Annotated in this window: 1 pseudogene; it reads left to right on the top strand. The window is 65.5% G+C overall.

The annotated features are described in order from the left end of the window. Window positions 1-566 precede the first annotated feature (566 nt). Window positions 567-795: pseudogene (locus ELR45_RS38465) on the top strand (hypothetical protein); the annotation flags it as partial.

Below are 795 nucleotides of genomic sequence, written 5' to 3' on the forward strand. Positions count from 1 at the left end.
CAGATTGCCATCCCGGACGCGCCGAGGTGCTCGGCCGCAAGGCAGGCCATCAGGGACGTCTCACAGTATGGTCATTTTGTGTCCAGTATGTAAGATCCAGTAGGTTTCGATTTGAAGACCAGAGGTCCAATGCGCATGATGAGGTTTATGTCTCGTGCCCAGTTCGACGCCGTCCGGACCATGCCGACAGCTTGCCGCTGCGGCATGTCCATGTGTGGGACGAGCATGCGCCGCTGTTGCATGTGACGGCGCGACGCCGACCTGAGTCGTTCGATCCCGGCGAGGCTCCACGAGCCTGACCCAAGGCGCATGTTGTTGTGGCTGCGCCCGGGCCTGTGCCTAGCGCGGCCGAATGTTGGGGCGTGTCCCGGAGCGCGACGTGCACACGGCGACTCCAGCGATGACGTGTCAGCGGTCGCGTAGGTCGACAACTCCGTGGCCGGCACGTCGCGCGTCCATCCGCCGGCGCGAATGCCGTGCAGTCCAACCCCAGACCGATCCATTGCATCTACCCATCCGTGGCGTCAGGGCGACCTGACGCGTACAGGTATGAAAGGGAATCTCTCATGACCCGCCTCACTTCCAAAGCCGGCCGTGCGGCCGCAGGGAATCGGCCAAGCGGCCACCGCTCGGCGGCCTCTCGCCTCGGCGGGCTGCTCGCCGTGCTCGCCGCCGGCAGCTTGCTGCTGACAGCCTGCGGCGGGGACGGTGACACCGCCGTCGCCTCCGGCGAAGGTGGCGACCCGATCAAGATCGGCGTCGTCGGTGCCAGCGAAGACTACTGGACGATCTTCG

It is taken from the genome of Phytoactinopolyspora endophytica (genome assembly GCF_004138495.1).
GTDB lineage: Bacteria > Actinomycetota > Actinomycetes > Jiangellales > Jiangellaceae > Phytoactinopolyspora > Phytoactinopolyspora endophytica.